This is a genomic window from Parasynechococcus sp. (genome assembly GCF_042954325.1).
Classification (GTDB): Bacteria; Cyanobacteriota; Cyanobacteriia; order PCC-6307; family Cyanobiaceae; genus Parasynechococcus.
Map to the genome: position 1 here is coordinate 1 of NZ_JBGKDS010000029.1, position 26,993 is coordinate 26,993.

A 26,993-nucleotide genomic window follows, 5' to 3' on the forward strand; every position below is an offset into this window, starting at 1 on the left:
ACTCGTACCAGACCGTTCAGATTGTTGAGGAAGGGGCGAAATTTCTCGGGATTGCGGCCTGGTTGTCGTTTTGGTGCCATTACGTCAGTGCGGCATCCAAGCCAGCCCGTCTTGATCCCTGATTGGAGCAACCGATGATCACCTGGCCCGCCTGGTTGCGTCTTGGCCTGGTGCTGCCGCTGCTTGGGGTCAATGCCTTTGTCCTCAAGCGGGTTCTGGTGCAATTCGCTCCATTCCCAGGGCTGTTTCTCACCGCGGCTCTGATCGCGTTCCTGTTGGACTTGCCTTGCCGTTGGTTGGCCCGACGCGGCCTGTCACGCTCCGTCGCGATGACGGCGGTGGTGCTGCTCACCCTGGGCCTGTTGGTGCTGGCGGCGGTCACGCTGGTGCCGTTGCTGATCGAACAGCTCAGCCAGTTGATCAGCGCGTCTCCGGCGCTGCTGACCGCGGCGGAGCAGTGGATCAATCAGAGCCAAGCCTGGGCGGTCAGCCATGGGCTTCCTGCGGATTTCGGCGATCCCAGCAGCGATCTGGTGTCGCAGATCAGTCGCGTTGCCACCCAGCTCAGTCGTCGTCTGCTCAGCATCCTTGGGGCCACCGTCGGCACCACGATCAACGTGGTGATCGTGCTGGTGTTAGCGGTGTTCCTGCTGCTGGGCGCTGATTCGATCACCGCCGGTCTGGCCCAGTGGTTGCCGGAGCGCTGGCGGGATCTGGTCACCTCCACCCTGGAAGGCACCTTCCGCGGTTACTTCGCCGGTCAGGTGGTGCTGGCCTTGATCTTGAGTGGTGGACAACTGCTGGTCTTCAGTGCCCTGCAGATTCCGTACGGCGTGCTGTTCGCGGTGCTGATTGGTTTCACCACCCTGATTCCCTACGCCAGCGCGCTCACCATCGTGTTTGTCAGCGCGATCTTGGCGGTGCAGGACCTGGGGACCGCTGTGGAACTCCTGATTGCGGCGATCCTGGTGGGACAGGTGGTGGATCAGGTGATTCAGCCCCGTTTGATGGGCAGCATCGTTGGATTGCAACCGGCTTGGTTGTTGATCGCTTTGCCCATCGGCTCCCGTTTGGGACACATCTTCGGTGTGGGCGATCTGCTCGGACTGTTGTTGGCGGTGCCGGTGGCCAGCTGCATCAAGACGCTGGCCGACGCGGCACGCTCTGATCTCAAGCCGTCGGAATCACACCCTGCTCTTCCAGTGCCTTGAGCACCACCTGCACCGATTCGCTCAGCTCTTGGCTGCCCGTGTCGATCTTCAGCTCCGGTGACTCCGGTGCTTCATAGGGGCTGGAGATACCGGTGAACTCCTTGATGGCTCCGGAGCGGGCTTTCGCATACAGCCCCTTGGGATCGCGGGACTCACAAACATCGAGGTCGGCGGCGCAGAAGATCTCGAGGAAGTCGCCTGTCTCGACGAGCTCACGGGCCTTGTCGCGATCGGCGCGGAAGGGGGAGACGAAGGCGGTGAGCACGATCACACCGGCATCGAGGAACAACTTCGCCACTTCGCCGATGCGGCGGATGTTCTCTTCACGATCGGCATCGGAGAAGCCAAGGTCCTTACAGAGGCCATGGCGCACGTTGTCGCCGTCGAGCACGTAGGTGGCCAGACCGCGCTCAAACAGAGCGGCATTCACGGCGTTGGCCAGGGTGCTTTTGCCAGAACCCGACAATCCGGTGAACCAGAGGATGGCGCTGCGGTGACCACGCTTCTCGGCGCGCGCGGCCCGGTCCACCGAGGCCTCGTGCCAGACGATATTGGTGGCCTTGGGAGTCGCAGCGGTCATCACCACAGGGGGGGCTTGGGCCCGCCATTGTCCCTCAGCCGCCGGCACGTTTCGGCCGATACCCCTCTTTGGCCAGAAGCTCCAGGGTCAGATCCACCTGATCACCCTGCAGTTCAATCAGTCCGTCTTTGGCGGTGCCACCGCTGCCGATCCGGGTTTTCAGCTTCTTCAGCAGGGTCTTGAGACCAGCGCCATCGATCTCGAGGCCACGGATCACGGTCACGGTTTTGCCGCCTTTGCCTCCGCGCGTTGGTTGCACGCGCACCATCTGCTGCGCCTTCGGTGTCGGTTCCGCCGCTGGCCCGCTCGGCCGCTGCAGACTGTCAGCGCTGCTGAATTCCTGCCAGCCGCCCTTGGGCATCCGCCCCGTTGCAAGTCGATTCATTCTCAATGACCAACGCCGCCGCGTCCCCCCGTTGGGCTGATTCCAGCCGCGGCCTGGGCCGTCTGATCGAAACGCTGATCGGCATCAGCCTGTTCCGGCGACCTCTGTTTTTTCAGGCGCGGCAATTGATCATCCGCACGGCAGAACGCAATGGCATCCCCTGGCGTCAACGCCGGGAGGAGTTGCGGCAGGCGGCTGAACCACTTTTGGCCAGCACCACCACCGCTGGCCTGCATCCCCCGGATTACTACCTCGCTCGCTTTCACGCCTATGAGCAAGGCAACCTCTGCTGGCAGGCCGCGGCTGAGGCGGAGCAGGCCACCGATGCCATGGCCCTGAGGGTCTGGCCCGACCAGCAGCTCACCCCCGCTGAAGCCCAGCGAAAATTGCGGGATGCCATCCATGCCGCTGTGGAGCCCCTGCTCGGCGGGGCGTTGCATCGGGTGCTGGACCTCGGCTGTTCGGTGGGTGTCAGCACCCAGGCGCTGGCCCGCTGGTTGAACGGCCGTGCCGCCCAACGCGGTGAGCCCAGCCCTGAACTGATCGGTCTGGATCTTTCCCCCGACATGCTCGCGGTCGCCCGGGTGCGGGACAGCGACGGGCTGGTGTCCGACTGGCGCCATGCCGCCGCGGAAGCCACCGGGCTCGATGCAGGATCCATCGATCTGATCAGTCTTCAGTTCGTCTGCCATGAACTGCCTCAGCAGGCCACCCATGCGGTGCTCGAGGAAGCGGCACGGTTGCTGCGGCCCGGCGGTGTGCTGGTGATGGTGGACCAGGATCCGGCCTCATCCGTGTTGCAGCGTTTGCCGGCCCCGGTGGCCACCCTGCTCAAGAGCACAGAGCCCTATATCGAGCAATATTTCAGCCTCGATATGCCTGCGGCGTTGACTCAGGCGGGTTTTCGAGAATTGAGCATCAGCGCCTGCGATCCACGGCATCGTGTGATCGCCTGCTTACGCTGAGCCGACGCTCCACCGTGGATCCGTGACCAGCACCCTGCCCAACGCCAGTACTCCGGATCCAGCCAGCCTGCAGCCGGCGGTCCGCCCCGGCGCCCATGGTCGCTTCGGTCGCTTCGGTGGTCAGTACGTCCCCGAAACCTTGATGCCGGCTCTTGCGGAGCTGGAACAGGCTGCGGCGGCCGCTTGGAAAGACTCCGCGTTCACCGCTGAACTCAACCGATTACTCAAGAACTACGTCGGTCGTGCGACGCCCCTCTACGAAGCCGAACGGCTCACGGCCCACTACCGCCGTGCCGATGGTGGCCCGCGCATCTGGCTGAAGCGAGAAGACCTCAACCACACCGGTGCGCACAAGATCAACAACGCCCTTGGCCAGGCTTTGCTGGCCCTGCGGATGGGGAAGAAGCGGATCATTGCTGAAACCGGTGCCGGTCAGCACGGCGTGGCGACGGCCACCGTCTGTGCTCGCTTTGGCCTCGACTGCGTGATTTACATGGGCGCGGAGGACATGCGTCGCCAGGCCCTCAATGTGTTCCGGATGCGTCTGCTGGGGGCCACGGTGCAACCGGTCACCGCCGGCACCGCAACCCTCAAGGACGCCACCAGCGAAGCGATCCGGGACTGGGTCACCAACGTGGAATCCACCCACTACATCCTGGGCTCGGTCGCCGGTCCGCATCCCTATCCGATGTTGGTGCGCGATTTCCATGCCGTGATCGGCGAGGAGGCCAAGCAGCAGTGCCAGGAGGCCTTCGGGCGTCTGCCGGACGTGTTGATGGCCTGTGTCGGTGGCGGATCCAACGCAATGGGCCTGTTCCATCCTTTCGTTCAGGACACCTCGGTGCGTCTGATTGGGGTGGAGGCCGCAGGCGATGGTGTTGAAACCGGCCGCCATGCCGCCACCATCACCGAGGGCCGCGCCGGTGTGTTGCATGGTGCGATGAGCTTGCTGCTGCAAGACGGTGATGGTCAGGTGCAGGAAGCGCATTCGATCAGTGCAGGTCTGGACTATCCCGGTGTGGGCCCCGAGCACAGCTACCTGCGGGAGATCGGCCGTGCTGAATATGCCGCCGTCACCGATGAGCAGGCCCTTGATGCCCTGCGTCTGGTCAGTGAGCTCGAAGGGATCATTCCAGCCCTCGAGACCTCCCACGCCTTCGCCTGGTTGGAGCAGCTTTGCCCAACCCTGCCCGAGGGCACGGAGATCGTGATCAATTGCTCCGGTCGTGGTGACAAGGACGTCAACACCGTGGCCGACAAGCTCGGCGACAAGCTCTGAGTTCAGCGCCGTTCAGCTGAGGACCAGTTCCAGGTGGCGGGCCACGCGTTGGACCGCTGCCTTGGCTGTGGCATAGGCCATGCGCATGGGTCCGAGCAGGGCCACCTGACCCACTCCATCGGAGCCACAGCGATAGGGGGCCTGGACCACCGCGCAGTTCTGGAGAGCGCGATGGGGATGTTCTTCGCCGATCCAGACACCGGATTGGCTGATGGTGCGGACCACAGCCCCAGGTTGTTCGTCAATCAATTCCACCAGTGGACGCACGTCGCTGCTGCTTTGAAATTCCGGCTCTGCGATCAGGCGGGAGAGGCCATGCACCACCACCGGTTGCTCCTCGGTTTGTTCATTCAGCTCGAGGGCATGGCGCAATACCCCCCCGGTGTTTTGCAGTTGTGGCGGCAGGCTGTCCCAGTTGATGGCGCCCCCTGCGAGCTGTCGGTCGGTCCAGCGTTCGATGGCGTTGAGTTCTGGTTCGGCACCGAACGGCAGCCGCAGATTGAGATGGCTGGCCCGGCCGCTGTCCTCCACCAGCATCACCAGAAGACGATCACCGCTCCCCACCAGGCGAATCGCTTCGAGCCGTGCGGGGTGTTGTTGGGCCGGTCGGCTGATCAGGGCCATCAAGCCAGTGAAATCCGTCAGCCGTCGCGCCAACTGCGCCAGCAGGTCGTCCAGGGCGGCCCAGCGCAGCGTCAGGCCCGTCAGTTCCCGTTCCAGAAGCTGAACGGAGTGTCCCGGTTCTGGCAACAGGCAGTCGACGTAATGGCGATAGCCCAGCTGACTGGGGACCCGACCGGCGGACGTGTGCGGTTGCATCAGCAGGCCCCGCTGCTCGAGGGCGCCCATGGCGGACCGCACGGTGGCCGAACTGACCGGGATGCCAAACCGTTGCACCAGCGTCCGACTGCCGACTGGCTCAATCGTGTCGACGTAGTGGTGCACCGTGGCCTGGAGCACCTGTCGCTGTCGTGCGGACAGGGGCTTCATCAATAGCGGGGAATCGAGGGATCCACCTGCACACTCCAGGCGTCAAGACCACCGTCAAGGTTCCATACCTCCAGCCCCCAGGACTGTTCCAGCAGCCACAGCCCAAAGTGGTGACTCCGCACACCGGCGTGGCACAGCACAACCACCGCCTGCTCGGCATGGAGTGTGTCAGGGAGCATCGCCAGCCACTCATTGGACCGGCTGAGCGGTAGATGCAGCACGTCATGGGGGAGACGGGCGAGGGCGAGCTCCTGGTCTTCCCGCACATCCACCAGCAGGGGCTGAGGCCGGTCGCTCGCCAGCCAGGCTTGCAGCTCCGGCGCCGTGATCTGTTGTGGATGCGTCCTCGTCATGGCGCCATTCTGCGGTGATGGATAAAGATGAGGCCATCTGACTTTGCTGGCCCATGAAGGCCCGCCCTTTCCTAACGGCGCTGGCCGGCGTTCTGTTGTCCCTGGTTCTGTTGACCAGCGGCTTGCTTTGGGCGATGAACCAACGCAGTCCGTTGCGCTTGGCCGATCAACCGCTGGAGCTGCCCCGAGCCGCCCGTTTTGTGCCCCGTGATGCGGCGTTGTCCCTGCACTGGTTGCTGGACCCCTCCCGTTTGCCGGCTTATGTGCAAGCGGTGGCACCGGCGTCGAATCGCCGCCTGGCCAGAGATGAGGCCCAGCATTGGCGGGATGGTGTGTTCGCTCTGGCGGGCCTGGATTTTCAAACCGAACTGGCCAGTTGGCTGGGGCCACAAATCAGCCTGACCCTCCTGAACACCACCGATCAACCGGGCTGGGTTCTGGCCTTGACCAGCCGGGATGCCGACGGCGCCCGTCGGTTTGTGCAGCGCTTCTGGCAGACCCGCAGTCTCGCTGGTGCTGATCTTCAGATCAGCAGCTACCGCGGGATGGGACTGATCAGTGCCCGGGGGGTCCTGGCCGGACGGCAGTCCCAGTCGATGGCGACCGCCCTGATTGATGACGATCTGCTCCTGCTGGCCTCCGGTCGCGGTGTGCTGGAGCAGGCCTTGGATGTGTCGCAGATTGCCGATCAGCATCAACTTGGCGACGTCGGCTTGCAGGATCAGCTCGCCTTGCTCGGTGAGGGGATGGCCGTCCTGACCGCCTCCCCCCAGGCCATGCATCAGTGGTTGCAATGGCCCGGTGAGCTCACTGAGGATCCTGCGCTCGATGGCTTGATGGTCGCCCTGCGACCCGAGGGTGCCTCGTTGGTCATGGATGGGGCCCTGCGCTACCGCGATCGCTTGGAGGTTGCCTCCTGGCCGCGGCTGGATGACCTCAGTGCCACCGCCGGCGGATCGCCGAGCTGGCTGGCGCAATTGCAGAACCCCCAACGTCTGCTGGACCCCACAGAGCGCCATCCGCTGGCCCGTTGGCTCGGACCGCTGTTGCGGGCGCAGTTGGCGGAGGCCGAGACGCCCGAGTTGTTGGCCGTAGGAGATGCCGGTCCCCTGCTGTGGGAGCAGCAGTCGCGGGGGTGGTTGCTGGCCAGCCGCAGGACGCAACCCACCATTGAGAGCGTGACATCTGCGTTAGAGGCGCAGGGGTTGTCCAGGTCTGAACTGGCCGTCGATGGAGAGGCCTGGCAGGTTTGGACCCGCCTCGTGCGTCAGCGGGGCCGTTCGGAAGGCCTGGAGGCGCAGTTGGCGCTGGCCAGGGTCGAGGGTGCAGATCGCAACTGGTGGGGGGAAACCCTCGCCGCCCTGGGTCAACGCAACGACACGCGTGCTCTGAAGCCCCTCCTGGCCAGCTGGCAGGACCTCATGGTCCAGGCGGACCCGGCCCAGGGTTTGCTGCTGTCCGCGGATCCGGCCCGCACCCTGCTGAGCCAGTGGCGCCCCTGGCAGTTGCTGCAGGTTTTGGTCGGCAACCCCCTGCAGGGCCATGTCGATGGCATGGCCCTGGCGGTCGATCGGGATCGCGTGGATGATCAGCAGACCCTGTTGCCGTTCCATGGCCGACTCGACCTCAGTTGAGTTGGTTCTGGTGCGCCATGGCATCGCCGTGGAGCGGATCTCAGGACGGGACCACCCCGATCGAGCCCTGACCGATCGGGGGCGAGCCCGGACCCGTGCTGTGCTGGAGGCATTGGTCCAACGGGGGGTCTGCATGGACCATCTGATCAGCAGTCCCTACCGCCGCGCCTTGGAGACGGCGCAGATGGCCCGGGAGGTTGGTTTTGCCCCCACCCTGGCCATCGATGGACGGCTGCGGCCCAACAGTGCATCGCTCCCGGACCTCATGGAGGAGCTCGCTGGCCGTGTGGCGCTGGTCGGGCATGAACCGGATCTCAGCGCGATGGCATGCCGATTGCTCGGCATGGCTCCAGGGCAATTGGTTCTGAAAAAAGCCGGAGTGCTCCATCTGCATCGCAGCGATGGCCAGTGGAGGCTGCGGGCCCTGCTTCGGCCGGGGCTTCTCTTGGACACCTCGGCTTAGGTTGCAGGAGAGTGATGTTGGAACGGGGCGTTGGCACAGCAGCAGACGGGTGACCTGCGTCATGCGAAGACGGGGATCGAGCTGAGGCCAGGACTTGACGGTGTCCCGGCGACGCAGTCCGCCATCTGTGACATCGATGGCGACAAGGGTCTGTTGACCTATCGCGGTTATCCCATGCAGGAGCTCGCGGTTAACAGCAGTTTTCTGGAGACCGCCTACCTCCTGATTTGGGGCGAGTTGCCCACCCGGGACCAGCTCACTGCCTTTGAACATGAGGTGCAGATGCACCGCCGCGTCAGCTTCCGGGTGCGGGACATGATGAAGTGCTTCCCGGCCAGTGGTCATCCGATGGATGCCCTGCAATCCAGTGCGGCGGCCCTGGGACTGTTTTATTCGCGACGTGCGATCGACGACCCGAATTACATCTATCAAGCGGTGGTTCGCCTGATCGCCAAGATCCCGACGATGGTGGCGGCGTTTCAGCTGATTCGCAAAGGACAGGATCCGATTCAGCCCCGCGACGATCTGGCCTATTCGGCCAATTTCCTCTACATGCTCACCGAGCGGGAACCGGATCCGTTGGCGGCACGGATCTTTGACCGCTGTCTGATGCTCCATGCCGAGCACAGTCTCAACGCCAGCACCTTCAGTGCCCGCGTCACCGCGAGCACCCTCACCGATCCCTACGCGGTTGTGGCTTCGGCGGTGGGCACCCTGGCAGGGCCTCTACACGGCGGTGCGAACGAGGATGTGCTGGCGATGCTCGAGGAGATTGGCTCGCCCGATCAGGCCGGTGCCTATCTGGATCAGGCGATTGCCGCCAAGCGGAAGGTGATGGGCTTTGGGCACCGTGAATATCGCGTCAAAGATCCACGGGCGGTGATCCTGCAGTCCTTTGTCGAGGAGATGTTTGATCAGTTCGGCCACGACAACCTCTATGACGTGGCCCGCGCCCTCGAGCGGGAAGCGGAAGCACGTCTCGGTCCCAAGGGGATCTACCCCAATGTGGATTTCTATTCCGGGCTCGTGTACCGCAAGCTGGGGATCCCACGGGATCTGTTCACCCCTGTGTTCGCCATCGCCAGGGTTGCGGGCTGGTTGGCGCACTGGCGTGAACAGCTCGGAGCGAACCGGATTTTCCGCCCGTCTCAGATTTATTCGGGCTCTCAACCACGCGTCTGGATGCCCATCGATGGTCGGGTTTCGGCTCCGGCGGCCTAAGTTGCACTGACTTCCGTCGACACCATGGTGAGTCCGGGACTGGACCTGGAATTAAGTTTCAGCCAGGCGCTGCAGGGGTTGGGCCTCTCCGCTGAGGCCGCACGGTTGCTTTGGCTCCCGCTGCCGATGCTGCTGGTGCTGGTGGCTGCGGTGGTTGGCGTTCTGGTCTCTGTCTGGCTTGAGCGCAAAATCTCCGCTGCGGTTCAACAGCGCGTTGGTCCGGAATATGCCGGTGCCCTCGGCATTCTTCAGCCCCTGGCTGACGGCCTCAAACTGCTGGTCAAGGAAGACATCATCCCTGCGCGCGCCGACGGTCTGCTGTTCACGCTCGGTCCCGTCCTGGTGGTGGTTCCGGTGATCGCCTCCTGGCTGATCATTCCCTTCGGCCAAAACCTGCTGATCAGCAATGTCGGCGTGGGCATCTTCCTTTGGATTGCCCTGAGCAGTGTTCAGCCCATCGGTCTGCTGATGGCGGGCTATTCCTCCAACAACAAGTACTCGTTGCTGGGTGGTCTCCGGGCCGCGGCCCAGTCGATCAGCTACGAGATTCCGCTCGCCTTGGCGGTTTTGGCCATCGTGATGATGAGCAATTCCCTGAGCACGGTTGACATCGTGAGTCAACAGAACGGTGCGGGGATTTTGAGTTGGAATATTTGGCGTCAGCCGGTGGGTTTCCTGATTTTCTGGATCTGTGCCCTGGCCGAGTGTGAACGCCTTCCCTTCGACCTCCCGGAAGCGGAGGAAGAACTCGTCGCTGGCTACCAAACCGAGTACGCGGGCATGAAGTTCGCGCTCTTCTACCTGGCCGGTTACATCAACCTGGTGCTGTCAGCCCTGTTGGTGTCAGTGCTCTACCTCGGTGGTTGGGGCTTCCCGATCCCTGTGGAGTGGCTGGCTGGCTGGTTGGGCCAGTCCGTTGATGCTCCACTGGTGCAGGTCATCACCGGCTCCGTTGGCATCGTGATGACGGTCTTGAAGGCTTATCTGCTCGTCTTCGTTGCGATCTTGCTGCGCTGGACCACCCCACGGGTCCGGATCGACCAGCTGCTCGATTTGGGTTGGAAATTTCTGCTTCCGCTGGCCCTGGTCAACCTGCTGATCACCGCCGCCCTCAAGCTGGCGTTCCCCGTCGCCTTCGGCGGCTGAGTTCTCGCGTTCCGCTTCCGCCCCGGCATCATGGGGTGGAGGCCTGATTCCCTCCTCTTCCAGGTTCCAGTCCATGTTCGGTTTCCTCAAACAGGTTGGTGACTACACGCGGGATGCCGTGGATGCGGCCCGCAACCTGGCCCAGGGTTTCGCTGTCACCTTTGACCACATGCAGCGCCGTCCCGTCACGGTGCAGTACCCCTACGAGAAACTGATCCCCTCGGAGCGTTACCGGGGACGGATTCACTACGAGTTCGATAAGTGCATCGCCTGTGAGGTTTGTGTTCGGGTGTGTCCGATCAACCTTCCAGTCGTCGACTGGGTGATGAACAAGGCAACCAAGAAAAAGGAGTTGCGCAACTACTCCATTGACTTCGGCGTCTGCATCTTCTGCGGGAACTGTGTCGAGTACTGCCCGACCAATTGCCTCTCGATGACCGAGGAGTACGAACTGGCGGCCTTTGATCGCCACAGCCTCAACTACGACAACGTTGCCCTGGGACGTTTGCCAACGAGTGTGACCACCGATCCGTCGGTGCAGCCCCTGCGTGAGCTGGCTTATCTTCCGGCCGGTGAGATCGACCCCCACGGCGTTTCCGCCGACAGACCCCGTGCGGGCAAGCTCCCCTCTGAGGTTCTGCAAACCCTCGCTCCGGTCAAGGATGAGGGACAATCCTCCGGTGACACCAAGGAGGGCAAGGCGTGACTATTGCGACAACCACTGAGCTGATCTGCTTCCTGGTGCTGTCCGCAGTCGTGGTGGCTGGAGCCCTGGGTGTTGTTCTTCTGAGCAACATCGTGTACTCCGCCTTTCTGCTGGGCGGCGTGTTTATGGCGGTGGCCGGCCTCTACCTCCTGCTCAACGCCAGCTTTGTGGCGGCGGCTCAGGTTCTGGTGTACGTCGGTGCGATCAATGTGCTGATCCTGTTCGCGATCATGCTCGTGAACAAGCGGGAAGATCTCAAGGCGATCGCCGGATTGGGCGTGCGTCGTGCGGTGTCTGCAGCCGTTTGTCTTGGCCTGTTCAGCCTGCTGGTGCGGGTTGTTGTCACCACACCCTGGGCTCTGCCCGGTCCTCCAGCCGTCGGAGAAGAAGCGACAGCTCGGATTGGTGAGCATCTGTTCACCGATTACCTGCTTCCCTTTGAAGTGGCCTCTGTTCTGCTGCTGATGGCCATGATCGGAGCCATTGTTCTGGCCCGTCGCGATGTGCTGGCCACCGATGTCGTCACCGGAGAGGTGGCCGATCAAGGCCTGATCGAAAAATCTCGAACACCACTGCTCCTCGAGCGTCGCTCGTCTTAATTCCGATCTGAACGATGAACGAGATCCTTGCCACACTTCCTTCGCTACAGGCTTACCTGCTCTTGGCAGCCATGCTGTTCTCGATCGGGGTTTGGGGCCTGATCAACAGCCGGAACGCCGTTCGGGTGCTGATGAGCATCGAGTTGATGCTCAATGGTGTGAATATCAATCTGATGGCGTTCTCCTCCTACGTGGATGGAGACCTGATCCGTGGTCAGGTGTTCGCCGTGTTTGTGATCACGGTCGCGGCGGCGGAAGCTGCCGTTGGTCTTGCGATTCTCCTGTCGCTTTACCGCAACCGCGTTACGGTCGACATGGAACAGTTCAATTTGCTCCGCTGGTAACAGCGACGCGCCCACAGCGATGCGTCTCGATCTGGTCTGGGTGATCTATCGGGCCGACAGTCAGCCTGCTCAACGGGAGGCGCGTCAATGTGCCAAAGAGCTCAAGGCCCTGGGGTCCACCGTTGTCACGGCCATGTCCGGGGCTCGGATCAATCCGTTCCCCGGTTTGTTGGCTGTGGCTGAGAGCCTGCCCGATCTGGCTGTTGTGCTCGGCGGCGATGGCACTGTTCTTGGTGCCGCCCGTCACCTGGCGGTGCATGACATCCCGATCCTGAGCATCAATGTGGGCGGCCACCTTGGCTTTCTCACCCACGACCGTCGGGTGCTGAAGGGGGATGAGATCTGGGAACGCCTCAGCCTTGATCAATACGCGATTGAGCGTCGGATGATGCTCGAGGCCATCGTCGATCGGCGGACGGCTGAGGAGCGTGCCGACTCCGGCCCCTTCCTCTCGGCCCTCGACCTCGAAGACGACGATCTGCACCACTGGGCCCTCAACGATTTCTACCTTCGGGCCTATCGCGACGAGGTGTCTCCCACCTGCACCCTGGAGCTGGAGATCGATGGTGAGGTGGTGGATCAGGTGCGCGGTGACGGCTTGATCCTGGCGACGCCGACGGGCTCCACCGGCTACGCGATGGCCGCCGGTGGTCCCATCCTTCATCCCGGCATCGATGCGATGGTGATCACACCGATCTGTCCGATGAGCCTCTCCAGCCGCACCGTTGTGGTGCCGCCCCGTTCCAGGTTGGTGATCTGGCCCTTGGGAGACGCTGGCCATCAGGTGAAGCTTTGGAAGGATGGCGCCGGAGGCACGGTGCTGGAGCCCGGCGAATGCTGCGTTGTTCAGCAGGCCCGCCACCATGCCCTGATGCTGCAGCTCAATCAGAGCCCTTCGTACTACCGCACGTTGTCCCAGAAGTTGCATTGGGCCGGCAGTCTCACGGCGGCCCAACCGTCGGTGAACTGAAGATGGCACTGGAGATCGAACGTCGCTTTCTGGTCACTGGTGCCGGCTGGCAAGCCCTCGCTGGTCCACCGCAACCCCTGCGTCAGGGCTACCTGGCGGCCAGTGCCGATGGGGTCACCGTGCGAATGCGGATTCGAGCTGCTGATCAGGCCTGGCTCACCCTGAAGGCAGCAGCCGACCGCCAGGGCCTGGTCCGCCATGAGTTTGAGTACGGCATTCCTGTGGAGGATGCGGAGGCGCTGTGGGCTTTGGCACCCCATCGCTTGGAGAAGACCCGTTTCAGCGTCGATTGGCCTGGGGGGGACTGGGTGGTGGATTGCTTCGCCGGTCGCAATGCCCCCTTGGTTTTGGCGGAGGTGGAGCTGGAGACAGCCCATTCAGAACTGGTGTTGCCGCCGTGGTGCGGCCGTGAGCTCACCGGTGAATCGCGTTGGTCCAACGCTCGGCTGGCGGCGGAACCAGTCCAGTCCTGGCCCGAGCCGGAAAGACTAGCCATCTCTTCAGATTTCCTTTAGGTTTGATGGGTTGCTTCCGGCGCCCGTGGTTGGCCTCTACGACTCCGAAGGAATTCTGAGATGTGTCGGGTCGACGAGTGAAGCCTGCGTGGATTACGCCGACCTCTTTGGTCTTCCCATGGACCTGTGTTCGCTTGAAGCCTTACCGGAGCCGATCGCGTCGTCGTTGCGGGTTAAGGGTCGTCGTGTTCTGGAAGGGCGCAGCAGTTGAAGCCATCCCGGCAGATCTTGCCGTTGTCCATGGCCCAATTCAGCAGTGCAACACGGTTCTTGGACCCTGTTTTGGTGAACACATTGCTGACGTGGTTGTCCACGGTCCGCTTGCTGATCGTCAGACGGTCTGCAATTTCCTGATTGGTCAGCCCTTCGGCGACCAACTCAATGATTTCGACCTCTCGGCCGGAGAGCGCCATGTTGAGGGAGTCAGATGATGCAGCCGATGCCATGCCTCAACCCCTCGTTGGTCGAAGTGTAGGTCCTTTCACTGATCTCGATCCTGCATAGTGGGCAGCTGAGACGGATCGGAATTTGACGTCTGCGCTCCAGCGCGCTGTTGAAAGTGGGGCTCAGGCACTCACGGCTGAGGTGATGCCTCCAAGGGGAGCCAATCCTTCCCACGCCTTGGCGATGGCCGAGTGCTTGCGTGGGCGTGTTCATGCCGTGAACGTCACCGATGGCAGCCGTGCCGTGATGCGCATGAGCAGCTTGGTGGTGTGCCGTCTGCTTCTGGATGCAGGGCTGGAGCCTGTCTGGCAGCTGGCTTGCCGGGATCGCAATCGCATTGCCCTTCAGTCTGATCTGCTCGGTGCCCATGCCCTCGGCATCCGCAATCTGCTTTGCCTGACGGGGGACCCTGTCCGTGCCGGGGATCAAGCGGATGCGAGGCCGGTCAATGAGTTCGAATCCGTCAAGTTGTTGCGTCAGGTCAGTGCCTTTAACCGCGGTGACGACCCTGTGAAGGGGATGTTGCCCGATGGCCCGACCGATCTGTTTCAAGGCTGCGCCGCTGATCCCCATTCCCGCAGCTGGAGTGGCTTGCAACGGCGCCTGAATCGAAAGCGTGAGGCCGGGGCCCGTTTCGTTCAAACCCAGATGGTGATGGACCCGCTTGCGCTCGAGCGGTTTCAGACCGAATTGGCGGCTCCGCTGGAGTTGCCGGTTCTGGCGGGCGTCTTTTTGCTCAAGTCAGCCAAAAATGCTCTATTTATCAACCGGATGGTTCCGGGGGCATGCATCCCCGAGGGGTTGATCCAGCGTCTTGCTGAAGCGGACGACCCCGCCGCGGAAGGCATCGCCATCGCCGCAGAACAGGTGAAGCGTTACCTCGGCATTGTCCAGGGAGTGCATCTGATGGCGATCAAGGCTGAAGAACGCATTCCTCAGATCCTTGAGCGTGCCGGTGTCAGCTTGCTGCCTGGGTGAGGTCGGTTCCCAGCAATTCGGCCATGGCTTTTTGCTGCGGAGATGGTTCCACCAGGTCCTGACGGCGGGCGTCGGTGATCAACCAGTCGAGCGCGGCTTCCTGGAGGTCGAAATGGTTGCCATCTTTGCCGACGCAATAGCAACCGAACACCAGCTTCTCCACCAGCTGAACACCGGCGCCGATGCGTGAGTAGTCAAAAATGATCGAGTTATCGATCACGGCGCCTTCGCAGATGTGGCAGCTGGGGCCAATCATGGTTGGGCCAACGATCGTGGCCCCGTCTTCGATCTTGGTCATGCCGCCCACATAGACGGGGCCGGTCACATTGATCTTGTCCCAGTTGGCCGCGACATTCAGGCCGGTGTAGATGCCTGGACGCACCTCTTTGCCGGGGATGCCGACCTGACGAACATCACCCTTGAGCACACTGCGGATGGCCTGCCAATAATCGGGGACTTTGCCGATGTCGACCCATTCGAATTCCATCGGGATCGCGTAAAACGGTGCCCCGATTTCGGCCAGTTTGGGGAACAGATCCGAACCGATGTCAAAGGAGACGCCAGAGGGAATGTGCTCGAAGATTTCCGGCTCGAAGATGTAAATACCGGTATTGATCGTGTCGCTCAGTGCTTCTTCGACGCTTGGCTTTTCCTGGAAGGCGGAAATGCGGTCTTCGTCGTCGGTCACCACGACCCCGTAGCTGCTCACCTGGTCCTTGGGGACCCGTTTGGTGATCAGGCTGGCCAGTGCCCCTTTGGCTTTGTGCTGACGAACCGCATCCGATAGATCCAGATCGATCAGGGCGTCGCCGCAGAGCACGACGAAGGTGTCATCGAAGAAGCCTTGGAAATCCTGAATCTTCTTCAGGCCACCGGCGGATCCAAGTGCTGATCCAATCAGCTCACCGTCTTCAATCCGTCCTTCAAAGCTGTAAGCGATTTCCACGCCGAAGCGCTGGCCATCACGAAAGTAATTTTCGATTTCTTCAGCAAGGTGGGAGACGTTCACCATGACTTCGGTGAAGCCGTGCTCCTTCAGCAATTCCAGCAGAAACTCCATCACTGGTTTCTGCAGGATGGGAATCATCGGCTTCGGGATCACGTGGGTGATCGGCTGAACCCTCGTCCCCTTACCAGCCGCCAGAATCATCGCCTTCATCGGCGTTTCGGGCATCACAGGATGGTGCAGGTTAAACCCGGCTTCAGGCCGCCAGAGCTGGTCGAGCCGGCGTTGGATCTGGCACGTTCAGATCCCCCAGTGATCCCTGCACAACGGTGACGCTCTGAACCAGGCGCTTCAGGCGCAGCGGGGCATGCAGCCAACCGTTTTGCTCCAGTTCCACGCGCCCTTGGGACGAGAGAAACAGCAAAGCCCAGAACACGCCGACGCGATCGGTGTCGAGGTCGGCTGCGGCGACCTCCACCCAGCGGGCCACCAGTTGCTCGAAATCAACCCAATCCAGAGCGTCGTCCCATCCATTGAGAAAGACACCCAGGGCTGCGGTGGTTTCCGGCAACTTTTCCCGGTGGGCCAAGCCGGCAACTTGGGCAATCGCCTCCTGATGGCTGAAGCGTTTGCGGCGTTGCCGTCGCTTGGCGGCGAGTTCATCGGATTCGAGCTGCTCGGCGATGGTCTCCAGCTGCTCAATGAGCTCCCCGAGACTGACGGGGCGGCGCAGCGGGGGTGGCGCCACAGGGCGCCGTTGCAGATGACGTTCTGGCCGTCGCGGCAGATCGATCACGGGGGCGAGCCAGTCGGCTCCATCCAGCTCCCCTTCAAAGGCTTCCTCCAGCTCGGGAGGAGGAGGAAGCATGCTGGCTTCGAGCATTTCTGCTTTCAGGCCCACCAGCACGGAGGCGGCCAGAAATGCCTCACTGCTGTCAGCGAGGTCGCGCTCATAGGTGCCTCCACTGCCAGCAAGCGCCGCTGCCACCTTCCCGGGGACTTCAATGCGTTGGCGCAGTTGATCGAGGAAGCCATCGATCACGGCAATCACATCCACATCCCATGGATCGAGATCACCCCGTTCGGCAGCGTCCTGAAGCAGACGGATGGCGAGGCGAGCGCCGGATTCGGCACCCTGACGGTGTTCCACCCAGCCGTCCCCATGCGTCACTAGGGGCAACCTATCGATCAGAACGCAGGCGCGCCAGGGGGACCCGCTCGATTGACCGCCTCGGATGTCGGGGTCAGCTGTCGTCTTCGGACTCGCTGCTCTCGTGGGTCACGGTCGTGGCTGGCAGGAGGCCAAGTTGGGTTTCCACGGTGGAGCGGTAGCGGTTGAGATCGGTTTCCAGCTCCTGGATTCGAACCTGCTGCGCTTCGAATTCGCCGGCCTGTTTGATCTGCTCGACGGTGTTCAGCATTCCGCTCCAGCTGGCGAAGAGCCAAGCGGCGGTGGCACCAATACCAGCGACCAGCAGCAAGAGTGCCGCCAGGGGCAGGGTGTACTGCAACCCGGGAAAGACGTGAACTGTTGTCGGAGTGGTGTTCACCAAGGTGAAGAACACCATCAGCAACCCGAAGCTGAAGATCAGGGTGAAGTTGACCTGGCGCATGGTGTCTGGAGGCGACGACACGGTGCCTCAGAACTTACGCAAACCGCTCCGCTCTGACGACAGCTTCGATACGTGATTTATGACGCGTTGAGGGTTGGGGCCTGCAGAAGTGCCGGCACCGGGGCCTGACCTCGGATCAGCGGCGCCGTCGGCTGGCTGATGCGCTCCATCGCACCGAGGTTTCGACTGACCAGAGCTTCAATCGAGCTGCTGTAGCTGTCGGTCATCAGCCTGGGATAAAGGCCGATGCCGATGATTGGCACAAGCAGGCAACCAATGATGTACACCTCTCGGGGCTCGGCATCCACCAGATTCGTGTGATCCACCAGTTCGGCCTTCTCCTTGCCGAAAAAGATTTCACGCAGCATCGAAAGCAGATAAATCGGCGTCAGGATCACACCGACGGCTGCCAGGCCGCAGATCACCACACGGAACGGGAGGGTATAGGCCTCGTCGGTGGCGAAGCCGGCGAACACCATCAGCTCACTGACAAAACCACTCATGCCCGGCAGCGCCAGTGAGGCGAGGGCGCAGACGGTCCAGAGCGCAAACATGATTCGCATCTTCTGGCCCACACCACCCATTTCGTCGAGTTGCAGGGTGTGGGTGCGGTCGTAGGTGGCGCCGACCAGGAAGAACAGGCTTGCACCGATCAGGCCATGGCTAATCATTTGCAGCATCGCCCCGCTGGTGCCAAGGGAGCTGAAGCTGCCAATGCCGATCAGGACGAAGCCCATGTGGCTGATCGAGCTGTAGGCGATTTTGCGTTTGAGGTTGCGCTGGGCGAATGAGGTGAGCGCGGCATAGATGATGTTCACCACCCCCAGCACGATCAGCAGAGGCGCGAACTGAGCATGGGCTGCTGGCAGGAGCTCACAGTTGAAGCGCAGCAGGGCGTAGCCACCCATCTTGAGCAGGATCCCGGCCAGAAGCATGTGCACCGGGGCCGTGGCTTCGCCGTGGGCGTCCGGCAGCCAGGTGTGCAGCGGCACAATCGGCAGCTTGACCCCGAAGGCGATCAGGAGGCCGGCATAACAGAGCAACTGGAAGCCGGTGCCAAATTCCTTGGCGGCGAGGGTGGTGTATTCGAAATTGGGTGTCCCACCTCCGAAGAAGCCCATGGCGAGGGCGGCTAGGAGAATGAAGAGGGAGCTACCTGCCGTGTAGAGGATGAATTTGGTGGCGGCGTACTGACGTTTCTTGCCACCCCAGATCGCCAGCAGCAGATAGACCGGCAATAGCTCAAGTTCCCAGGCGAGGAAGAACAGGAGCATGTCCTGCACCGCGAATACGGCGATCTGGCCACCGTCCATGGCCAACAGCAGGAAATAGAACAACCGTGGCTTGAAGCTGACCGGCCAGGCGGCCAGGCAGGCCAGGCTGGTGATGAAGCTGGTCAGCAGGATCAGCGGCATCGACAGGCCGTCGGCTCCCACGGCCCAGGTGAGCCCTAGGTCGGGCAGCCAGCTGACGCGTTCAGACAGCTGCAGACCGCTGATGGATGGGTCGTATCCGTATAGATAGGCCCCGACGGTGATCAAGAACGTGGTCAGAGTGACCACCAGCGCGTACCAACGCACTTGCTTGCCTTCCCCTTGATCCGGGATGAATGGCACCAGAAGGGCGCCGACGATCGGCACCAAAATCGAAAGACTCAGCCACGGCACCGTTGCCGGGATGGGGTCGCTCAGTCCTGCGACGGCAAAATCGATCACGAACACGCCAGAACTGCTCTGGCTTGATCGTAGAAATCAGAAGCCTGATGTCATCACCTCGATAGGCGATGACACACATGACGTGAAGCGTGGATCAGTTGATCGGTCCTCCGATCACACCGAAGAGTGCCACCAGGGCAATCACCCCCGCGAAGACGATCAGGGCATAGAACTGGGCTCGTCCGGTTTCCAGATACTTCAGCCCTTCGCCACTGCCCAGGGTCAGCAGTCCGGTGAGGTTCACCACGCCATCGACAACTTTGGCGTCGACTTCCAGAACTTCCCGAGCCAGTTTGCGGCTGCCGCGAACGAACAATTTTTCATTCAGCACATCCAGATACCACTTGTTGGCCAGGAAGGCGTTGACGGCTGGGAGTTTGGCGGCCACGGCCTCACCAAGGTTGATGCGACGCAGGGCGTAGGCGAGCACCGCCAAGGTGATCCCTGCGGTGGAAATCGCGACCGATGCCCCGGCCAGAGGCAGGAATTCGCCCCAGCTGAAATGCTCGGCCATTTCGGCGGCTTCCTCTGGATTCAACAATCCCGCAAAGCGGCTGTTCCAGGGTGTGCCCAGCAGGCCCACCAGCACCGAAGGAACCGCCAGCACCGCCAGGGGGGCGGCCATCGGCCAGGCGGATTCGTGCACGCTTCCCCCATGGGCATGGTGCTCGGCGGGGTCCTTGCCGGCGGCCGTCAGCAGCTCGGCTTGCATCGCCGAGTCGTTACCTCGGAACTCCCCTTCAAAGGTGAGGAAATAGAGGCGGAACATGTAGAACGCCGTCATGCCGGCGGTCAGGAAACCAACGGCCCAGAGCAGTGGGTAGCTGTTAAAGGCCTGGCCAAGAATTTCATCTTTGCTCCAAAAGCCTGCCAACGGGGGGATGCCGCTGATCGCGATGCAACCGATGAAAAAGGTGATCGCTGTGACGGGCATTTTCTTGCGTAAGCCACCCATCAAGCGCATGTCCTGTGCCAGCACAGGCTCATGGCCAACCACCTCTTCCATGGCGTGGATCACTGATCCGGAGCCCAGGAAGAGCATGGCCTTGAAGAAGGCATGGGTCACCAGGTGAAAGATGCCAGCGACCGGCGCCCCGCAGCCCATGGCCAGCATCATGTAGCCCAGTTGGGACACGGTGCTGTACGCCAGACCCTTCTTGAGGTCCATCTGGGTGAGGGCGATTGAGGCTCCGAGGAAGCAGGTGATCGTGCCGACCACGGCAATCACGGTTTGAACCACCGGGAATTGGCTGTAGAGCGGGTCGAGGCGTGCAACGAGGAAGACACCCGCGGCCACCATCGTGGCGGCATGAATCAGCGCCGAAATCGGGGTTGGTCCCTCCATGGCGTCCGGCAGCCAGACGTGGAGAGGGAACTGGGCTGATTTAGCCATCGGTCCCATGAACACCAGCAGACAGAGCAGCAGCGCAGCCCAGGGGGCGACGCTGCCGCTGGCCAGGCCCTGTTGCAGCCCATCGGCAATGCCCTGGAAATCGAAGCTGCCGGTGGCCCAGAACAGGCCAAGGATGCCGAGGAGCAGGCCGAAGTCACCGACCCGGTTGACCACAAAAGCCTTCTGGGCGGCATGGGCCGCACCATCGCGGTCGTACCAGAACCCCACGAGCAGGTAGGAGCACATCCCCACCAGTTCCCAGAACACGTAGATCTCGAGCAGGTTCGGGCTGATGATCAGCCCGAGCATGGAACTACTGAACAGGGCCAGATAGGTGAAAAAACGCACATAGCCCTTGTCGTGGGCCATGTAGCCGTGGGAATACACCATCACCAGCAGGGCAACGGTGGTCACCAGCGACAGCATCACGGCACCAAGAGGGTCCACCACGTAGCCCATCGGCAGGGTGAAACTGCCCGCGCTGGCCCAGACGAAGAGATGCTCAACGGGCGGGGCACCGCCGAGTTGCTCGGCCAGGATGGTGTAGCTGAGAACGGCTGCGGCGCCGACACAGCTGATGAGCAACAGGGCGACCGGCTTGCGTAGTCGATTGATCGTGCGGTTGAAGCTGATCAGACCAAGGCCGGTGATCAAGGCCCCAATCAGGGGTAAGACCGGAATCAACCAGGCGAGTTCTGCGGCCGAGGGCATCCGCTTGCAACAGATTGGAACTGAGTTTAGGCAGCTCAGCCCAGCAGGTTTTCGAGTGCGGAGTTGCGCATCAAACTCGCCGCTGTTCCGATGAAGCGGTGTGCCCACCAGAACACCCCGACCGCAATGGCGATTCCGAGTTGGGCCGGTCGCAGAAACTCAGACCAGACCAAGGTCTGACGACCGTCGAACACGGCACGGAAGGGAATCACCGAGGTGCTGTCTCGCAGTTCGTTAAAGGCTTCACCGAAACGGGCCTGCAGACGCTGATCCCCATGCCAAACGGCAAAGAGGTGATGGCCGATCAGGCCGATGCAGGTCACGACCATGAAACTGCTGCCGATCCAGAGGGCGTGGGTTAGGCACCACAGGATCTGCCCCACGGCCTGGGGATGACGACTGATGCGAATGATTCCTGTGGCATACAACCGCACCTGAGGCTTCAGCACCGCAGGAATCTCGAGAAGGTTGTAGGTGGCTGGATATAGAAATAGAAAACTGATGGCTGTCCCGATCCAGATCAGGGGAATCACGCCAGGAACTCCCTGGACATTCCAAAGCCGCACCCCGTCGTAGCGATGGGCGAGGAACCAGCCGATCACGATGACCGCCGAGGGAATGCTGGCGGTGGCGAAGATCAATCGCCATGCCCGAGCACCGATGACGGCTTCGGCTCGGCTGCGCAAGGCGGCTCCACCGCTGTGAATCAGTGCGAAGAGCACCAACAGGATGAACATCACCACACTGCTGTGATGCAGCTCAAAGAAATCTGCGGTCGGCATCGTGGAAGCCTCGGGCGGGCGTGATTCTGGCGGGCCGCTGAAGCGGTTCTAGATTTTCCTCACTTCAGTGAGGGGCCTCTCGTTGGCCGAACTGCCGTTCACCCTCGATCAGCTGCGCATCTTGCGCGCCATCGTGAGCGAGGGAAGCTTCAAGAAAGCGGCGGATAGCCTCTACGTGACCCAGCCGGCGGTGAGCCTGCAAATTCAGAACCTCGAGAAACAGCTGGAGGTGTCGCTGTTTGATCGAGGTGGTCGAAAAGCGCAATTAACCGAAGCGGGTCATCTGCTGCTCAGTTACTGCGATCGGATCCTGAGCCAATGCCATGAGGCTTGCCGTGCGCTGGATGATCTCCACAACCTCAAGGGCGGCTCGTTGATCGTGGGTGCCAGCCAGACCACGGGGACTTACCTGATGCCCCGGATGATCGGGCTGTTTCGTCAAAAGTATCCGGATGTGGCGGTGCAGCTTCAGGTGCACAGCACGCGTCGAACCGGCTGGAGCGTGGCCAACGGCCAGGTGGATCTGGCGATCATCGGCGGCGAGTTGCCACCGGAACTCAATGAACTGCTTCAAGTGGTTCCATACGCCAACGATGAACTCGCCCTCGTGCTGCCGACCAAGCACCCGTTGGCGCGTCTGGTTGAGCTGACGAAGGAAGACCTTTACCGCCTGGGCTTCGTGTGCCTGGATGCTCAGTCGACGACGCGAAAGATGGTCGACCAACTCCTGGCCCGCTCTGGATTGGATGTTCAGCGCTTGCGGATCGAAATGGAGCTGAACTCCCTTGAGGCGATTAAAAATGCAGTGCAGGCTGGATTGGGCGCCGCCTTCGTTCCCGTCGTGTCGATTGAGCGTGAGCTTGCTGCGGGCACGATCCACCGCCCCCAGGTGGCCGATCTTCAGGTGCGCCGTCAGCTCAAGCTGATCACCCACCCAGCTCGGTATTGCTCCCGTGCCTCGGCTGCGTTCCGGGAGGACGTCCTCCCGGTGTTCGCCAGTGCTGATAGTCCGATTCGCCGTTCAGCTCCCGCACAGGTGGAACGTGATGCGGAGGCCATCACGGCTCAGAACTGATCCGCTTCGGTGTTGCCGATGGCTTCTTCGGCCGCCACGCCCTTGGTCAGGAAGCGGTTCTGGCTGATGTCGGTCTGATAAACACAGCGCACGACGGGCTTGTCGCGCACCGAGCCGATGTAGGCAAAGGTGTTCATCCGTTGCTTGCACTCCCGCTCTTGTTCGGCGGTGATGGCGCCTTCTTTGCGCAGCACGGACCAATTCTCACGTCGGATCACACAGCCCGGTTGCAGCGTGGGCTGGGTCACAAAGCTGCTGGATGGTTTCAGCGTGGTGTACATCTCAATGTCCATCACAAAGGCGCTGGCTCCCCACTGCTGGCAGAACTCCGGATCGGGAACTGCCATATCAAGCTGCTGCGAGCTGGCGATGTTGCCTTGATCCCCTTGGGTGGTGCTGGTGACGGCACTGCCGATGCCGATGCCCACCACCAGAACACCGGCGAGGACGGCGATGGTCAGGGTGCTGACGTTGAAGCCGCCACCGCCTCCGGGGGGTTGACCAGGCGGTTCATAACGACCGCCTTGTCCATAGTTGCGGCGCTCATATCCACCACGATCGCGATCCCGTCGCGACGACCGGTCGGGTTGGTCGTAGCGGTCAGCGCGGTCGTAGCGAGAACGGGTCACAGCAATTCGGGTGTTCTGGGTAAGCCCATGGAGAAGTTCTGAACCCTCCCATCGGGGTTGTAACTCAGTTCACCCGCCTGAAGAAGCTGGCGGATGTATCCCTCGAGATCGGTGCCGATTCTGCGCAGGGTGTAATCGCTGAGTTCGCCGCCACTGGCCCCATCCACCAGCTGTTTGAAGCGGGCTTGGACTTTGGCAACCGAGGCATCAGACCAGATGAACTCGTTGTCAGGATCGAGATCCATGGTGAGCTCATCGTCGGAAATCACCAGATCGTCGTTCTCGACGCGGGCGGTGAACAGGCGCACATGGCGGGTGGTGCACTTCAGCAGGGTCTCAGCCATGACGCACGGGGGACGTGCGGTGATTTTAGGAAGCCGTTGGCGCGGATCACGGCCGATCAGGAACCGTGCCTTTTAAGGTTGGTTTCATTGTTGAGCCAGCCGCATGCGCGTTGCTATCGCCGGAGCCGGTCTTGCGGGTCTGTCCTGTGCCAAATATCTGGCGGATGCAGGCCATACCCCGATCGTGGTCGAAGCCCGTGATGTGCTGGGTGGCAAGGTCGCAGCCTGGAAAGACGAGGACGGCGACTGGTACGAGACCGGACTTCATATCTTCTTCGGGGCTTACCCGAACATGCTTCAGCTGTTCAAGGAGCTGAACATCGAGGACCGGCTGCAGTGGAAAAGCCACTCGATGATCTTTAACCAGCCGGAAGAGCCCGGCACCTACAGCCGCTTTGACTTCCCTGACCTGCCTGCTCCTGTCAATGGTGTCGCGGCCATCCTCGGCAACAACGACATGCTCACCTGGCCGGAGAAGATTGCCTTCGGTCTCGGTTTGGTCCCCGCCATGCTCCGCGGGCAGGGCTATGTCGAAGAGTGCGACAAATATTCATGGACCGAGTGGCTCCAGATCCACAACATTCCTGAGCGGGTCAACGACGAAGTGTTCATTGCGATGAGCAAGGCGCTGAACTTCATCGATCCCGATGAGATCTCGGCAACGGTGGTGCTCACGTCTCTGAACCGCTTCCTTCAGGAGAAGAACGGCTCGCAGATGGCTTTCCTCGATGGGGCGCCACCGGAGCGTCTCTGTCAGCCTGTGGTGGAGCACATTGAGTCCCTCGGCGGTGAGGTGCATCTCGACTGTCCGCTGCGTGAAATCAAGCTCAATCCCGATGGTTCCGTGGCCGCCTTCCACATCGGTGGTGTGAAGGGCAAGGACAGTTTTGATCTCACGGCCGATGCCTATGTCAGCGCCTTACCGGTGGATCCATTCAAATTGCTGCTCCCGGAGCCCTGGAGGCAGATGGAGGTGTTCAGCAAGCTCGATGGCCTGCGCGGTGTTCCTGTGATCAACATCCACCTTTGGTTCGATCGCAAGCTCACCGACATCGATCACCTGTTGTTCAGCCGTTCTCCCCTGCTCAGCGTCTATGCCGACATGAGCATCACCTGCAAGGAATACGAAGACCCCGATAAATCCATGCTGGAGCTTGTCTTTGCACCAGCGAAGGACTGGATTGGTCGTCCAGACGAGGAGATCATTGAGGCCACCATGGGTGAGTTGAACAAACTCTTTCCGATGCATTTCGGTGGCGACAATCCCGCCACTCTGCTCAAGTCCAAGGTCGTCAAGACGCCCCTGTCGGTCTACAAAACAACACCAGGCTGCCAACAACTTCGCCCGGACCAGACCACACCGATCAAGAACTTCTTCCTGGCCGGTGATTACACGATGCAGCGCTACCTCGCGTCGATGGAAGGTGCTGTGCTCAGCGGCAAGCTCTGTGCGGGGGCTGTGGACCGCAAGCGCGATCAGCTGGCATCATCAACCACTGTCAGCGAGCCGGTGACGGCCTAAGCCATGCCCCTCGCAGCTCTGGATCTCGACACAGCCTTTGAGGCCTGTCGTCGGGAAACCGCCGAGTGGGCCAAGACCTTTTACCTCGGCACCCTCCTGTTGCCGATGGAAAAGCGGCGCGCGATCTGGGCGATCTACGTCTGGTGCCGACGCACCGATGAGCTGATGGATAGCCCGGAAGCTCAGGCGCGTCCCGTCCATGAGCTCGCCGATCGACTTGACCGCTGGGAAGACAAGACGCGCTCCCTGTTCAAGGGGCATGTGGTCGATGACCTGGACGCTGTGATGGTGGACACCTTGGAGCGGTTCCCCCAAGACATCCAGCCCTATCTGGACATGATTGAGGGGCAGCGCATGGACCTCACCTGGACCCGTTATCCCCGCTTTGAGGATCTCAAGCTCTATTGCTATCGGGTGGCCGGCACGGTGGGGTTGATGACCCAGGGGGTCATGGGTGTCGATGAGGCCTACACAACCGCACCATGGAGCGACAGCCCGGACACGTCTGATGCGGCTGTTGCGCTGGGGATTGCCAACCAGTTGACCAACATCCTCCGTGACGTTGGTGAGGACCGAGGTCGTGGTCGTATTTATCTGCCTCTCGAAGATCTCCAGCGCTTCGGCTACTCCGAAGATGATCTGATGGCCGGTCGTCTGAACGAGGCCTGGTACGCCTTGATGGCCTTTCAGCTGGAGCGGGCTCGGGATTGGTTCGCACGCTCTGAGGCAGGGGTGCGTTGGCTCTCCGGTGACGCCCGTTGGCCGGTGTGGACCTCCCTGCGCCTTTATCGGGGCATCCTCGATGCCATTGAGCGGATTGATTACGACGTGTTCAACCGACGTGCCTACGTCGGCAAGGTCAACAAACTGTTGGATCTACCCCGTTCATTTGTGTTGGCGCAGTCACGTTGATGCTCTGATTCTGTCGAGAGCTCATAAAAAAACCGCTGGAGAAATCCAGCGGTTTTGTGATGTCTGAGGCAACAAATGTTCAGACTGCGGTGGTCTGGTTGCCGAGAAGATCCTTGAGTTTGGAGAGCTCACCGGCCCAGCGGGGATCGGGTGCGCCTTCGCCAGGTGCATCACTGTGCACAACTTTGTTCACGGCTTTGCGCGCCACCTGAGGCTGGCCAGCACCCATGGCAGGGGGAGCACCACGCCTGTTGCCGCCGGTGTTTTCACGGCGCTCGGAACGCTCGACGCGCAGGGTGCTGCCGCCGAAGTCTTTTCCATTCAGCTGTTCGATGACAGCATCAGCGACTTTCGAATCGTCAACATTGGCGAAGCCGAAGCCGCGGCAACTACCGGTTTCACGGTCCAGGACAGCTTTAAAACGGATTCCCTCTCCCACACTCTTGAGCAGGCCATCCAGCTCCTGATTGTCGAATGCTTGAGGCAGGTTTCCGATGTACAGGCGGATGCTCATGAAGGAAAGAAAATGCGATCTGTCGGTGTCGGACCGTCATCGTTGACACAACAA

Annotated in this window: 30 protein-coding genes; 16 read left to right on the forward strand and 14 right to left on the reverse strand. The window is 61.5% G+C overall.

Translation table 11 applies throughout. The annotated features are described in order from the left end of the window. Positions 1-134: 134 nt before the first annotated feature. Entirely contained in the window at positions 135-1,211 is a 1,077-nt protein-coding gene (locus ACGVKB_RS04660) for an AI-2E family transporter (RefSeq protein ID WP_392350114.1), read from the forward strand. Here ACGVKB_RS04660 and cysC read toward each other — a convergent pair. Then, on the reverse strand, positions 1,171-1,791 hold the full coding sequence (gene cysC, locus ACGVKB_RS04665; RefSeq protein ID WP_392350115.1) for an adenylyl-sulfate kinase: 621 nt from the start codon (positions 1,789-1,791) through the stop codon (positions 1,171-1,173). The two genes, ACGVKB_RS04660 and cysC, sit on opposite strands and share 41 nt — an antisense overlap. 34 nt (positions 1,792-1,825) lie before the next feature. Continuing rightward, positions 1,826-2,152, reverse strand: a complete 327-nt coding sequence (locus ACGVKB_RS04670; protein ID WP_392350155.1) for a translation initiation factor — start codon at positions 2,150-2,152, stop codon at positions 1,826-1,828. Positions 2,153-2,181: 29 nt separating this feature from the next. On the opposite strand from ACGVKB_RS04670, the gene ACGVKB_RS04675 reads away from it, so the two are divergent. After that, positions 2,182-3,141: a class I SAM-dependent methyltransferase gene (locus ACGVKB_RS04675; protein WP_392350116.1), complete on the forward strand. Its 960-nt coding sequence runs from the start codon at positions 2,182-2,184 to the stop codon at positions 3,139-3,141. A 22-nt stretch (positions 3,142-3,163) separates the two neighbouring features. Then, positions 3,164-4,420: a tryptophan synthase subunit beta gene (gene trpB, locus ACGVKB_RS04680; RefSeq protein ID WP_392350117.1), complete on the forward strand. Its 1,257-nt coding sequence runs from the start codon at positions 3,164-3,166 to the stop codon at positions 4,418-4,420. Positions 4,421-4,432: 12 nt separating this feature from the next. On the opposite strand, the gene ACGVKB_RS04685 is transcribed toward trpB, so the two are convergent. After that, the gene (locus ACGVKB_RS04685; protein WP_392350118.1) at positions 4,433-5,410 is read right to left on the reverse strand and encodes an HrcA family transcriptional regulator; all 978 of its coding nucleotides are present in this window, start codon (positions 5,408-5,410) and stop codon (positions 4,433-4,435) included. After that, entirely contained in the window at positions 5,410-5,763 is a 354-nt protein-coding gene (locus tag ACGVKB_RS04690) for a rhodanese-like domain-containing protein (protein ID WP_392350119.1), read from the reverse strand. The genes ACGVKB_RS04685 and ACGVKB_RS04690 overlap by 1 nt, the downstream gene beginning before the upstream one ends. 53 nt (positions 5,764-5,816) lie before the next feature. On the opposite strand from ACGVKB_RS04690, the gene ACGVKB_RS04695 reads away from it, so the two are divergent. The 9 genes from ACGVKB_RS04695 (at position 5,817) to ACGVKB_RS04735 (ending at position 13,361) form a co-directional block, all read left to right on the forward strand. Beyond that, complete coding sequence (locus tag ACGVKB_RS04695) at positions 5,817-7,397, forward strand: DUF3352 domain-containing protein (protein ID WP_392350120.1); 1,581 nt, start codon at positions 5,817-5,819, stop codon at positions 7,395-7,397. Continuing rightward, on the forward strand, positions 7,375-7,860 hold the full coding sequence (locus ACGVKB_RS04700) for a SixA phosphatase family protein (RefSeq protein WP_392350121.1): 486 nt from the start codon (positions 7,375-7,377) through the stop codon (positions 7,858-7,860). The genes ACGVKB_RS04695 and ACGVKB_RS04700 overlap by 23 nt, the downstream gene beginning before the upstream one ends. A gap of 30 nt (positions 7,861-7,890) precedes the next feature. Further along, a complete protein-coding gene (locus ACGVKB_RS04705) occupies positions 7,891-9,081 on the forward strand; it encodes a citrate synthase (RefSeq protein ID WP_392350122.1) in 1,191 nt (396 codons plus the stop codon). A gap of 27 nt (positions 9,082-9,108) precedes the next feature. Continuing rightward, positions 9,109-10,227 carry an NADH-quinone oxidoreductase subunit NuoH gene (gene nuoH, locus ACGVKB_RS04710; RefSeq protein ID WP_392350156.1) on the forward strand — a complete coding sequence of 373 codons (1,119 nt, stop codon included), beginning with the start codon at positions 9,109-9,111 and terminating at the stop codon, positions 10,225-10,227. A 73-nt stretch (positions 10,228-10,300) separates the two neighbouring features. Continuing rightward, positions 10,301-10,933, forward strand: coding sequence for an NAD(P)H-quinone oxidoreductase subunit I (ndhI, locus tag ACGVKB_RS04715; protein ID WP_392350123.1), 633 nt, complete (start codon positions 10,301-10,303; stop codon positions 10,931-10,933). Beyond that, positions 10,930-11,532, forward strand: a complete 603-nt coding sequence (locus tag ACGVKB_RS04720) for an NADH-quinone oxidoreductase subunit J (RefSeq protein WP_392350124.1) — start codon at positions 10,930-10,932, stop codon at positions 11,530-11,532. The genes ndhI and ACGVKB_RS04720 overlap by 4 nt, the downstream gene beginning before the upstream one ends. A gap of 14 nt (positions 11,533-11,546) precedes the next feature. Continuing rightward, entirely contained in the window at positions 11,547-11,876 is a 330-nt protein-coding gene (gene nuoK / locus ACGVKB_RS04725; protein ID WP_392350125.1) for an NADH-quinone oxidoreductase subunit NuoK, read from the forward strand. A 19-nt stretch (positions 11,877-11,895) separates the two neighbouring features. Then, positions 11,896-12,846, forward strand: a complete 951-nt coding sequence (locus tag ACGVKB_RS04730) for an NAD(+) kinase (protein ID WP_392350126.1) — start codon at positions 11,896-11,898, stop codon at positions 12,844-12,846. A 2-nt stretch (positions 12,847-12,848) separates the two neighbouring features. Beyond that, complete coding sequence (locus tag ACGVKB_RS04735) at positions 12,849-13,361, forward strand: CYTH domain-containing protein (RefSeq protein ID WP_392350127.1); 513 nt, start codon at positions 12,849-12,851, stop codon at positions 13,359-13,361. Positions 13,362-13,534: 173 nt separating this feature from the next. Here ACGVKB_RS04735 and ACGVKB_RS04740 read toward each other — a convergent pair whose 3' ends face one another. Further along, positions 13,535-13,807, reverse strand: coding sequence for a LuxR C-terminal-related transcriptional regulator (locus ACGVKB_RS04740; protein WP_392350128.1), 273 nt, complete (start codon positions 13,805-13,807; stop codon positions 13,535-13,537). Between the two features lie 82 nt (positions 13,808-13,889). Here ACGVKB_RS04740 and ACGVKB_RS04745 point away from each other — a divergent pair, with 82 nt between their 5' ends. Beyond that, positions 13,890-14,783, forward strand: coding sequence for a methylenetetrahydrofolate reductase (locus ACGVKB_RS04745; RefSeq protein ID WP_392350129.1), 894 nt, complete (start codon positions 13,890-13,892; stop codon positions 14,781-14,783). Here ACGVKB_RS04745 and ACGVKB_RS04750 read toward each other — a convergent pair. The 6 genes from ACGVKB_RS04750 to ACGVKB_RS04775 all read right to left on the reverse strand — a co-directional run bounded on the left by ACGVKB_RS04750 (position 14,764) and on the right by ACGVKB_RS04775 (position 21,943). Continuing rightward, positions 14,764-15,942 (reverse strand): sugar phosphate nucleotidyltransferase, encoded by a 1,179-nt coding sequence (locus tag ACGVKB_RS04750; RefSeq protein ID WP_392350157.1) that lies wholly within the window; start codon positions 15,940-15,942, stop codon positions 14,764-14,766. The two genes, ACGVKB_RS04745 and ACGVKB_RS04750, sit on opposite strands and share 20 nt — an antisense overlap. A gap of 43 nt (positions 15,943-15,985) precedes the next feature. Further along, complete coding sequence (locus tag ACGVKB_RS04755; protein ID WP_392350130.1) at positions 15,986-16,879, reverse strand: segregation/condensation protein A; 894 nt, start codon at positions 16,877-16,879, stop codon at positions 15,986-15,988. Between the two features lie 94 nt (positions 16,880-16,973). Continuing rightward, the gene (locus ACGVKB_RS04760; protein WP_392350158.1) at positions 16,974-17,342 is read right to left on the reverse strand and encodes a lipopolysaccharide assembly protein LapA domain-containing protein; all 369 of its coding nucleotides are present in this window, start codon (positions 17,340-17,342) and stop codon (positions 16,974-16,976) included. 77 nt (positions 17,343-17,419) lie between these two features. Further along, a complete protein-coding gene (locus ACGVKB_RS04765) occupies positions 17,420-19,057 on the reverse strand; it encodes an NAD(P)H-quinone oxidoreductase subunit 4 (protein WP_392350159.1) in 1,638 nt (545 codons plus the stop codon). Between the two features lie 94 nt (positions 19,058-19,151). Further along, positions 19,152-21,161, reverse strand: coding sequence for an NAD(P)H-quinone oxidoreductase subunit 5 (locus ACGVKB_RS04770; RefSeq protein ID WP_392350131.1), 2,010 nt, complete (start codon positions 21,159-21,161; stop codon positions 19,152-19,154). 35 nt (positions 21,162-21,196) lie between these two features. Further along, positions 21,197-21,943: an NnrU family protein gene (locus tag ACGVKB_RS04775; protein ID WP_392350132.1), complete on the reverse strand. Its 747-nt coding sequence runs from the start codon at positions 21,941-21,943 to the stop codon at positions 21,197-21,199. 82 nt (positions 21,944-22,025) lie between these two features. Here ACGVKB_RS04775 and ACGVKB_RS04780 point away from each other — a divergent pair, with 82 nt between their 5' ends. Beyond that, the gene (locus ACGVKB_RS04780) at positions 22,026-23,018 is read left to right on the forward strand and encodes a LysR family transcriptional regulator (RefSeq protein ID WP_392350133.1); all 993 of its coding nucleotides are present in this window, start codon (positions 22,026-22,028) and stop codon (positions 23,016-23,018) included. Here the strand turns inward: ACGVKB_RS04780 and ACGVKB_RS04785 are convergent. Together ACGVKB_RS04785 and ACGVKB_RS04790 are read right to left on the reverse strand one after the other, a co-directional pair. After that, the gene (locus ACGVKB_RS04785) at positions 23,009-23,647 is read right to left on the reverse strand and encodes a DUF3172 domain-containing protein (RefSeq protein ID WP_392350134.1); all 639 of its coding nucleotides are present in this window, start codon (positions 23,645-23,647) and stop codon (positions 23,009-23,011) included. The two genes, ACGVKB_RS04780 and ACGVKB_RS04785, sit on opposite strands and share 10 nt — an antisense overlap. Continuing rightward, positions 23,644-23,991 carry an NAD(P)H-quinone oxidoreductase subunit M gene (locus ACGVKB_RS04790; RefSeq protein WP_392350135.1) on the reverse strand — a complete coding sequence of 116 codons (348 nt, stop codon included), beginning with the start codon at positions 23,989-23,991 and terminating at the stop codon, positions 23,644-23,646. Before ACGVKB_RS04790 ends, ACGVKB_RS04785 begins: the two co-directional genes overlap by 4 nt. A gap of 103 nt (positions 23,992-24,094) precedes the next feature. On the opposite strand from ACGVKB_RS04790, the gene pds reads away from it, so the two are divergent. Together pds and ACGVKB_RS04800 are read left to right on the forward strand one after the other, a co-directional pair. After that, on the forward strand, positions 24,095-25,513 hold the full coding sequence (pds, locus tag ACGVKB_RS04795) for a 15-cis-phytoene desaturase (protein ID WP_392350136.1): 1,419 nt from the start codon (positions 24,095-24,097) through the stop codon (positions 25,511-25,513). A gap of 3 nt (positions 25,514-25,516) precedes the next feature. Continuing rightward, positions 25,517-26,425, forward strand: a complete 909-nt coding sequence (locus ACGVKB_RS04800; RefSeq protein ID WP_392350137.1) for a phytoene synthase — start codon at positions 25,517-25,519, stop codon at positions 26,423-26,425. Positions 26,426-26,504: 79 nt separating this feature from the next. On the opposite strand, the gene ACGVKB_RS04805 is transcribed toward ACGVKB_RS04800, so the two are convergent. Next, complete coding sequence (locus ACGVKB_RS04805) at positions 26,505-26,939, reverse strand: RNA recognition motif domain-containing protein (protein ID WP_392350138.1); 435 nt, start codon at positions 26,937-26,939, stop codon at positions 26,505-26,507. Between the last annotated feature and the right edge of the window lie 54 nt (positions 26,940-26,993).